Below are 9331 nucleotides of genomic sequence, written 5' to 3'. Positions count from 1 at the left end.
CAGCAGAGGAAGCGGAGTTGTCCGAATCCTCGTCGATCGGCACCAGCGAGATCTTGCCGCGGTTGTCGATGTCGGCGATCTCGACGCGGATCTTGTCACCCACGTTGACCACGTCCTCGACCTTGGCGACGCGCTTGCCGTTGCCCAGCTTCGAGATGTGGACCAGACCGTCGCGGCCCGGGAGCAGCGACACGAACGCGCCGAAGGCGGTGGTCTTGACGACCGTGCCCAGGAAGCGCTCGCCGACCTTCGGCAGCTGGGGGTTGGCGATGGCGTTGATCGCGTCGATCGCGGCCTGCGCCGACGGACCGTCGGTCGCACCGACGAACACGGTGCCGTCATCCTCGATGGAGATGTTGGCGCCGGTGTCCTCGGTGATCTGGTTGATCACCTTGCCCTTGGGTCCGATCACCTCGCCGATCTTGTCGACCGGGATCTTGATGGCGGTGACGCGCGGAGCGTAGGGGCTCATCTCGTCCGGGGTGGCGATGGCCTCGGCCATCACGTCCAGGATGGTGTCGCGGGCGTCCTTGGCCTGGTTCAGCGCGCCGGCCAGCACCTGCGACGGGATGCCGTCGAGCTTGGTGTCCAGCTGCAGGGCGGTGACGAACTCGCGGGTACCGGCGACCTTGAAGTCCATGTCGCCGAAGGCATCCTCGGCGCCCAGGATGTCGGTGAGGGCCACGTAGCGGACCTCGTCCTCACCCTTGTCGTTCTTCACGGTGTCCGACACCAGGCCCATGGCGATACCGGCGACGGGGGCCTTCAGCGGCACACCGGCGTTCAGCAGCGACAGGGTCGAGGCGCAGACCGAGCCCATCGAGGTGGAACCGTTGGAGCCCAGCGCCTCCGACACCTGACGGATGGCGTAGGGGAACTCCTCCTGCGAGGGCAGCACCGGCATCAGGGCGCGCTCGGCGAGGGCGCCGTGGCCGATCTCGCGACGCTTGGGCGAACCCACGCGACCGGTCTCACCGGTGGAGAACGGCGGGAAGTTGTAGTGGTGCATGTAGCGCTTGGAGGTCTCCGGGCCGAGCGAGTCGACCTGCTGCGCCATCTTCACCATGTCGAGGGTGGTGACGCCCAGGATCTGGGTCTCGCCACGCTCGAACAGCGCCGAACCGTGGGCGCGCGGCACCACGGCGACCTCGGCCGACAGCGCGCGGATGTCCGCGAGGCCACGGCCGTCGATGCGGAAGCTGTCGGTCAGGATGCGCTGGCGGACCAGCTTCTTGGTGACCGAGCGGAAGGCGGCGCCCAGCTCCTTCTCACGACCGGCGAAGGACTCGGCCAGCTCGGAGAGCACGGCCAGCTTGATCTCGTCGGTGCGCTCGTCGCGCTCCTGCTTGCCCGCGATGGACAGCGCCTCGTTCAGCTCACGCTTGGCGGTGCCCTCGACGGCCTCGTAGGCGTCGGGCTGGTACGGCAGGAAGATCGGGAACTCTTCGGTCGGCTTGGCCGCCAGGGCGGCCAGGTCGGCCTGCGCCTTGCACAGGCGGGCGATGAACGGCTTGGCGGCCTCGAGGCCTTCGGCCACAACGATTTCCGTCGGGGCGGAGGCGCCGTCGGCGATCAGGGCCAGCACATTGTCGGTGGCCTCGGCCTCGACCATCATGATGGCGACGTCACCGTCGACCACGCGGCCGGCGACGACCATGTCGAACACGGCGTTCTCGAGCTGCTCGACGGTCGGGAACGCGACCCACTGGCCCTCGATCAGGGCGACGCGCACGCCGCCGACCGGGCCGGAGAAGGGCAGGCCCGCGATCTGGGTGGACGCCGAGGCGGCGTTGATCGCGACCACGTCGTACAGATCCTTCGGATCCAGCGACATGACGGTCACGACGACCTGGATCTCGTTGCGCAGGCCGTCGACGAACGACGGGCGCAGCGGCCGGTCGATCAGGCGGCAGGTCAGGATCGCGTCGGTGGAGGGACGGCCCTCACGACGGAAGAACGAGCCGGGGATGCGGCCCGCGGCGTACATGCGCTCCTCGACGTCCACCGTCAGCGGGAAGAAGTCGAACTGATCCTTGGGCTGCTTGGAGGCCGTGGTGGCCGAGAGCAGCATGGTCTCGTCGTCGAGGTAGGCGACGACGGAACCCGCGGCCTGCTTGGCAAGGCGGCCGGTCTCGAAACGGATGGTGCGAGTACCGAAGGCGCCGTTGTCGATCAGGGCGACGGACTCGAAAACGCCGGGCTCGACCTCGGCGGCGGAACTGGTCTGGGTGTCGGACATCTTTGTTATCTCAACCTCTCGTCTTCGCCGGATCCGGCACGTGTTCGTTCACGTGCCCACCGGCAGGCAGCCGTACCCGGCATGGGCGCGCGGCAGCCCTCGTGGCTGCCGCAACGCACACCCGGCCGGTATCCCCTTGGATACGGCGACGCGGAGGCGGTCATCGATCGAAGCCCTCCGGGCGCGCATGGTTCATCTCATACTTCGCGCCCCGAAAAGCCACTACCGAAGACCGACGCCACGCGACGGGTGCATACGGCTCGTGTTGGCGTATACCGGGCCGTGTTCCCCCTCGTGGGGAACCTCCGGCCACATATACGAAAGGCCAACGAGAAGGATTCTATGCCTCCCCGTTGGCCGGTTCGTCAACTACCTCTGCGAACAGAGGTCATGTCCCTCGGCTGGCCGAGAGAGTATCCCTCGGCGGGCCGAGAGAGCGCCACTGAATTCAGCGACGCAGGCCGAGACGCTCGATCAGCGAACGGTAGCGGTTGATGTCCTTGTCCTGCAGGTACTTCGACAGCCGCTTACGACGACCGATCAGCGCCATCAGACCGTGGCGGGTGTGGTGGTCGTGCTTGTGCTTCTTGAGGTGCTCGGTGATGTCGGCGATCCGCTTCGACAGCAGCGCGATCTGCGCCTCCGGGGAACCGGTGTCCTTCTCGTGGACGCCGTACTCGGCGAGAATGGCCGACTTCTGCTCAGTGGTGAGAGCCACAGATACTCCTTGTTTCAGACCGCGCTCGGAAGTGACCGGGAAAACCCGGTTGGGCGCCACCGCGGACCGCAGCAAACCCGACGGGCCAGCTTACCGGAGCACCTGGTGTCGCGGAAATCGGCCCTGGCGTGCCCTACTCCTCGACTTCGCCGCCGAGGACCTTGCGGGCCTGATCGCAGTCGCGGCGGATGGCCTCGACCAGTTCCTCGATCGACTCGAACTTGCGCATGCCGCGCAGCTGCTCGACGAAGTCGACGGCCACGTGCTTGCCGTAGAGGTCGGCGTCGAAGTCGAGGACATGGGGCTCGACGGTGCGGTTGCGGCCGTCGAAGGTCGGGTTGGTGCCGACCGAGATGGCGGTCATGTGGCGTTCGCCCGCCAGCGGGTCACCGGGTTCGAGAACGGTGAACCAGCCGGCGTAGACGCCGTCGGCCGGGATGGCGGCATGCATGGTGGGGGCCACATTGGCGGTCGGGAAGCCCAGGCCCTTGCCGCGGCCGTCGCCGTGCACGACCACGCCCTCGACGCGGTGCGGGCGGCCCAGCGCCTCGGCGGCGGCGCCCACATTGCCCTCGGACAGGCAGCCGCGGATGTACGTGGAGGAGAAGGTGACCGCGTGCTCGCCCAGCAGCTGCACCCCGTCGACCTCGAAGCCGTAGCGGTTGCCCAGCTCGCGCATGGTGTCGAGGGTGCCGGCGGCCTGCTTGCCGAAGGTGAAGTTGTCACCCACCACGACCTCGGACACGTGCAGGCGGTTCACCAGCAGTTCCTCGACGTACTCCTCGGGGGTGAGCTTCATGAAGTCCCGGGTGAACGGCATCACCACGAAGACGTCGATGCCGAGTTCCTCGACCAGTTCCGCGCGCCGGTCCAGGGTGGACAGCTGCGGCGGATGCGTTCCCGGGCGCACCACGTCCACCGGATGCGGGTCGAAGGTCATCAGCACCGACGGAACGCCGCGCACCGCAGCGGATTTCACCGCGCGGCTGATCAGCTGGGTATGCCCGCGGTGCACGCCGTCGAACACCCCGATGGTGAGGACACACCGGCCCCAGTCCGCGGGCATCTCCTCGAGGCTTCGCCATCTCTGCACACCGGAAGCCTACGCAAAGCGCGTCTCGGACAATATTCCGCCGTGCGGAAGACCACGGCCGGAAGCATGCCCGTCACCGCGTGTTCACCGGTCCGGGGCGCTCGGCGACGGGTGCCTCTACCAGCGAGCGCGCCGATGTGTGAAACCGCGCGGCATGTGCCTAAGCTCGGTTACGTGCCCGGAAAACGAGACATCGCCACCCGCCGCGAGCTGGCCGATCCGTCCGCACCTTCCGAACTTCACGGGACCACCCTCACCGCCGCGAGCGGAGCGTCCAGCGTCGCACCGGTGCTGTCGTCGGTGGCCCAGGACTATCTGAAAGTGATCTGGACCGCGCAGGAGTGGTCGCAGGAGAAGGTGTCGACGAAGCTGCTGGCCGAGAAGATCGGCGTGTCGGCGTCGACGGTGTCCGAGGCGGTACGCAAGCTGGCCGATCAGGGCCTGGTCGAGCACGCCCGGTACGGGGCCATCACGTTGACCGAGGACGGGCGGCGGGCCGCCATCGCCATGGTGCGGCGGCACCGGCTGATCGAGACCTTTCTGGTCAACGAGCTCGGCTACGGGTGGGACGAGGTGCACGACGAGGCCGAGGTGCTCGAGCACGCGGTGTCGGAGACCTTGATGGAGCGGATCGACGCCAAACTCGGGCATCCGGACCGGGATCCGCACGGCGACCCGATTCCGTCGGTGGACGGGGCGGTGCCCACTCCCCCGGCACGGCAGCTCAGCGATTTCGGCGCGGGTGAATCCGGGCGGGTGGCACGGATTTCCGATTCCGATCCGGCGATGCTGCGGTACTTCGATTCACTGGGGATCGCGCTGGATACGCCGATCGCGGTGGTGGAGCGACGCGACTTCGCGGGAACCATCGCGGTGCGGGTCGAGGAGCGGACCATCGATCTGGGCAGCATCGCCGCCGAGGCCATCTGGCTGAGCGAAGCCCACTAGTTCGGCACGGACGCCGCCATCTCGGCGAGGGTCAGTACTCGCCCTTGATGACGAAGAAGGACCCTCGAATGGTGCCCGCCAGCTTCGACTTCTGCCGGGCGAATTTGAACGAGTCCAGTTCCTCGGGGATTTCCATGCCGTCGGAGAGTTTGAATCCGACGGCGCGCTTGCCGGAGTCCTCGAGGGTGTACATCACGTTGATCGACAGGCCACTCTCGTAGAAGACATAGGCCATGCGAATGCCCTCGACCTCGAATTCCGTTGCCTCGAGCGGCTTCGACTCGATGACGATCCCGCGCTCGTCGGCGAGGATCTTGCTCACCCAGTCGATGGTCTTCTTCGCCTTGCTCGCGGGCTCGACCGTGAAGACGTGGTCGTATTTGTTCTTGAAGTAGCGGGCTTCGTTCGCCCGCAGCCCGGCCAGCGCGGGTGCGGCCGGTGACGAATCCAGGCCCACGGTCGAGACATCGGTGAAGTCGACTGCATAGGTCATCCCGAACTCCTGAACGTGTCTGTACCTGCCGGACGGTGCGTTTCCTGCGCAATCCTAACTTCTCTGCGGGGCGGCGACCGGAATCGACATCATCCGAGTCGGTACCCGCTCCGCTCGGTTTCGCGCACAAGGCCGGCCCCCTCATAGGTGAAGGCGGAGAACAATTCCGGGGGCAGACTGTGCCCGAGACCCGGGTAGGTGACCAGCCGGGCGTCCGGGATCGCCGCGGCGGTGTCGCGGCCGCCGCTGACGTCGATCATCGGATCGTCGAGGCCGTGCAGCACGAGGGTGGGCACGCGCAGGGTCCGCAGCCGGGGCGTGCGATCGGGGTCCGAGGCCAGCACGGCCAGGAAGTGGCGCATCATCGCCGCCTGATCGACTCCGCGGTCGTAGGCTCGGCCCGCACGGTCGGCCGCCGCGGCTTCGTCGAACGCGAAGCCGGGTGAGCCGACGGCCCGCACATTGCGCACCTGCCAGGCGATATAGCTGTCGCGGTCCGCGGGCCACGCGCCACCACCCCCGAGCACACCCGGTTTCGGTTGTCCCACAGCGGGATCGCCCGCGGTGGAGGACTCTCGCCGAACTGCATCGGGTGATGCGGGCCGTCGCCGAGGTTCGCTCGGCCGGCGACATCATCCTCTCAGACCTGCCCGCCGCGTATCGTGGTGGGCCCGTTCCGGGTTCGCCACTCCGGCGGGCCGAACGCGAGGTCATCGTCGCGGCCACCCTCAGCGAGAGCGTGCGGCCGGGGGTTTGGTATTGACAAGCGTGATGTCGCCGCCGTAGTAGGCGAGCACCCGGTGGTCCATGACCGCGCGCCACAGCGGGGGGATTGCGGCGAGCACGATCATAAGTGCGTAGCCGAATGGTAGCTGTGGCGCCTCTGCTGAGCTACGCAAGGCCTGGTAGCGGCGGCCGGGATTCGCGTGGTGGTCGCTGTGACGCTGCAGCTGAAACAGGAAGACGTTGGTGACCACGCGGTCACTGTTCCAGCTGTCGCGCGGTGAGCACCGCACATAACGGCCGTCGGCGCGGCGGGGGCGCAGCAATCCATAGTGCTCGATGTAATTCGCGGTCTCGAGCAGTCCGATGCCGATCAGGGCCTGCAACAGGAGAAATGGAAGGATGGCAACCCCGAACGCGCCGACCATCATCGCGAAGAGCGCAGCGCTCATCGACCAACCCTGCAGCAGATTGTTATCGGGGCTGAACCAGCGTTTCCCCCTGCGGGCCAGGCGTTCACGCTCCAGGGCGAGCGAGGAGCGGAAGCCGCCCAGCGTACTGCGCGGCAGGAACGCCCACAGCGACTCACCGAAGCGAGCGCTCGCCGGGTCTTGCGGGGTGGCAACCCGGACGTGGTGCCCGCGATTGTGCTCGACGAAGAAATGCCCGTAACCGGATTGTGCCAGTGCGATTTTCGCCAGCCAGTGTTCCAGACGCTCGGCTCGATGGCCGAGCTCGTGGGCGGCGTTGATACCGATTCCGGCAACGATCCCCAGGGTCGCGGTCAAGCCCAGCTTGTCGGCGACGCTCAGTTCGTTGTCGGCCCACAGGTATCCTGCGATCACCAGTCCGATGAACTGGATCGGCAGGAAAGCGTAAGTGCACCAACGGTAATAGCGATCCCGCGAGAGCGCCTGATAATCCTGCTCGTCCAGATTGCTCGCGTCTGCGCCAACGGCGAGGTCCACGAGTGGGATCACCATCAGCACGACGATCGGGCCGATCCACCAGAACAGGGTCAGCCCCGTCCAGGTCACCAGTTGCGCCGGAAGTATCGCGCAGGCTGGTGCGGTCGAACCGAGCAGCCATAGATAACGTTTGGAGTCATGGACTTTCGTGCGTTTCATTACCGTCATGTGTGTCTCGCTCATCCAACCGACAACGTGAATTGTGTGGTGTCGCCGAGAAAACGGTCGCGCCGAGACTGCGTTGCCAAAGGATAGCTGCTGCTGCGGTGTCGCGTAAGTCCGAATTGGGAAATCGTCGCCTGACCGGCCGGGCGCGGACGCGGTCCTCGTCGAACGAAAAAACGCCGCTATCCATGGGATAGCGGCGTGTGCCGGGCCGGATCGTCGAGTCAGGTCAGGGCAAAGCGCCACAGTTCACAGGCGCAGGCAAGCCGGCGAGGCGGTCGGTCATCCACTGCTGCGAGGCCGCGAGCGCGGGGAAGAAGGCCAGCACGTGGGTGCCCACGGTGCCGGAAACGGCCGGAATCGTGGCGTTCGCGTCGAGCTGCACGGCGGCGCCTCCACCGCACCATTGGCCGGCCATATCGCGGATGGCCGGATAAGGCGTCCCCTCGTCGTTGTGGGCCGCCGCGATCAGAACCGGGACCGCCGGGGTGCGCGTACCGAGCCGCTGTTCGTCGAACGCCGCCTTCAAAACCGGTGAACCATCGATGACGGCTGTGAGCGGTTGGCCGCTGGTGGTCCACTTGGCCGTGTTCTGATACCCATCGAACAGGCCGAAGAGGCCGGCGCACTTGTCGGCCGAGTCCCGCAGGACCGCCTTACCGGTGTCGTTGAGTTCGGCGTCGAGCACCTGACGGGTGTCGGGGTAGTCGGCGGCGATGCCATTGAGGATCCACGCGAACGCGGGCGCGAGGCCGGGGCGGCCGTCGTTATACCCGATGAAGTATTGGTCGTCCACCACCGGGCCGCCGGCATAGGCGGCGCGTACGTCCAGGTCGGGAGCGTAATCCGGCTGCAGCTCGGCCGCGGCGGCCGAGGCCATTCCGCCCTGCGAATACCCATAGAGGACAACCGGTGGGTGCGCACCGAGCCCGTTGCCGGGCAACCTCGTCGCGGCACGGGCGGAGTCGAGCACCGCGTAGCCTTGGGCCTTCCGGTTGAGATAGTCATGGGTGTCCGGCGTGCCCAGGCCGTGGTAGTCGGTTATCACCACCGCCATGCCGCGCGAGAGCAGCGTGTACAGCGCCAGGAGGTCGTATTCGAAAATCGCGTCGCCCGGCGGCTGATACTGCGCGACCTGTGACAGCAGCTTCGAGGGGGCGCATTGCTCGCCCTGCCCCTTCGTGCCGCCCGCATACGCGACCAGCGGCCGTTCACCCGGGCCGATCCACGGCTGTGTCGGTTGTAGATAGGTGCCCACCACAGCGGTCGGCGCGTCATCGGCGGCGCTGCTGACATACATGATGCGCGTCGAGGTGGCCGGAATGATCCCGGGCTGGCCGGGGGCCGACAGCGCCAGTGACGCCGACTCGCTGCGGACGATGTCGCCCGCACCGCCAGGCAGTGGAATAGGTGGACTGTAGAAATCCGCCGCTGCCGCCTCGGTGGCCGGCTCCGCCGCGGCGGGTTGCGTAGAAACTGCCGCGCTGCACGCGACGAGCACTCCGGTCAAAGCAAATGCGCAGACGAGCTTTTCACTCCTCACGTATTCGATCCTTCCCATGGATTGGTTTCCCGGCAGCCAGATCTAGATCAACAAGTGAGAGTACGAGGGTAATCGCGCTCGGGCCAGGAAGCCGGATGCGATGCCTCGTGTTGCCGATGACATCCGTCCGCACCGTGAACGCTGAGACAACGCCCGCCATTGAGATCCTCCCGACCGGATGGTTCGGATGACTCGGCGCGAGTGTGCCGCCCCGAGAAGGGACGTGACCCGCGCGTTGCGGGCTCCAGACCGAGAACCATGTGCCAATGTTGCTCGATCCGGATCGAGGCATGTTAAGCTCGTGCTCGCCAGATCGTTGAACTTTGTTCTGACCGAATTTCCCTGGGTGGTAGTGGATTTCGCGTACTTGATCGGCATTCCCTCCCGTGGTCTGTGACCGCATAGCAGCATGCCGTTCGGGAACGCTGCTCGAAAACTGTA

At 66.6% G+C, this 9331-nt stretch carries 8 protein-coding genes; 1 reads left to right on the top strand and 7 read right to left on the bottom strand.

The annotated features are described in order from the left end of the window. The 3 genes from ACFV4K_RS02395 to ACFV4K_RS02385 all read right to left on the bottom strand — a co-directional run. On the bottom strand, positions 1 to 2239 hold a 2239-nt coding region (locus ACFV4K_RS02395), incomplete at its 3' end, for a polyribonucleotide nucleotidyltransferase (protein ID WP_379271429.1). A gap of 448 nt (positions 2240 to 2687) precedes the next feature. Then, positions 2688 to 2957 (bottom strand): 30S ribosomal protein S15, encoded by a 270-nt coding sequence (gene rpsO / locus ACFV4K_RS02390; protein ID WP_213556830.1) that lies wholly within the window; start codon positions 2955 to 2957, stop codon positions 2688 to 2690. A gap of 133 nt (positions 2958 to 3090) precedes the next feature. Further along, positions 3091 to 4050, bottom strand: a complete 960-nt coding sequence (locus ACFV4K_RS02385) for a bifunctional riboflavin kinase/FAD synthetase (RefSeq protein WP_379271427.1) — start codon at positions 4048 to 4050, stop codon at positions 3091 to 3093. Between the two features lie 174 nt (positions 4051 to 4224). Between ACFV4K_RS02385 and ACFV4K_RS02380 the strand changes: the two genes are divergently transcribed. After that, positions 4225 to 4998, top strand: a complete 774-nt coding sequence (locus tag ACFV4K_RS02380) for a metal-dependent transcriptional regulator (RefSeq protein ID WP_379271426.1) — start codon at positions 4225 to 4227, stop codon at positions 4996 to 4998. Positions 4999 to 5029: 31 nt separating this feature from the next. On the opposite strand, the gene ACFV4K_RS02375 is transcribed toward ACFV4K_RS02380, so the two are convergent. The 4 genes from ACFV4K_RS02375 to ACFV4K_RS02360 all read right to left on the bottom strand — a co-directional run bounded on the left by ACFV4K_RS02375 (position 5030) and on the right by ACFV4K_RS02360 (position 8890). Further along, complete coding sequence (locus ACFV4K_RS02375; RefSeq protein WP_379271424.1) at positions 5030 to 5491, bottom strand: phage tail protein; 462 nt, start codon at positions 5489 to 5491, stop codon at positions 5030 to 5032. Between the two features lie 89 nt (positions 5492 to 5580). Then, positions 5581 to 6039 carry an alpha/beta fold hydrolase gene (locus ACFV4K_RS02370; protein ID WP_379271423.1) on the bottom strand — a complete coding sequence of 153 codons (459 nt, stop codon included), beginning with the start codon at positions 6037 to 6039 and terminating at the stop codon, positions 5581 to 5583. Positions 6040 to 6219: 180 nt separating this feature from the next. After that, entirely contained in the window at positions 6220 to 7350 is a 1131-nt protein-coding gene (locus ACFV4K_RS02365; RefSeq protein ID WP_379271421.1) for an alkane 1-monooxygenase, read from the bottom strand. 226 nt (positions 7351 to 7576) lie between these two features. Then, complete coding sequence (locus tag ACFV4K_RS02360; RefSeq protein WP_379271419.1) at positions 7577 to 8890, bottom strand: lipase family protein; 1314 nt, start codon at positions 8888 to 8890, stop codon at positions 7577 to 7579. Positions 8891 to 9331 lie beyond the last annotated feature (441 nt).

It is taken from the genome of Nocardia sp. NPDC059764, from assembly GCF_042732555.1.
Lineage (GTDB): Bacteria > Actinomycetota > Actinomycetes > Mycobacteriales > Mycobacteriaceae > Nocardia.
Note: the sequence above shows the minus strand (reverse complement) of the source record. Positions and strands in the feature narration are given on the sequence as shown.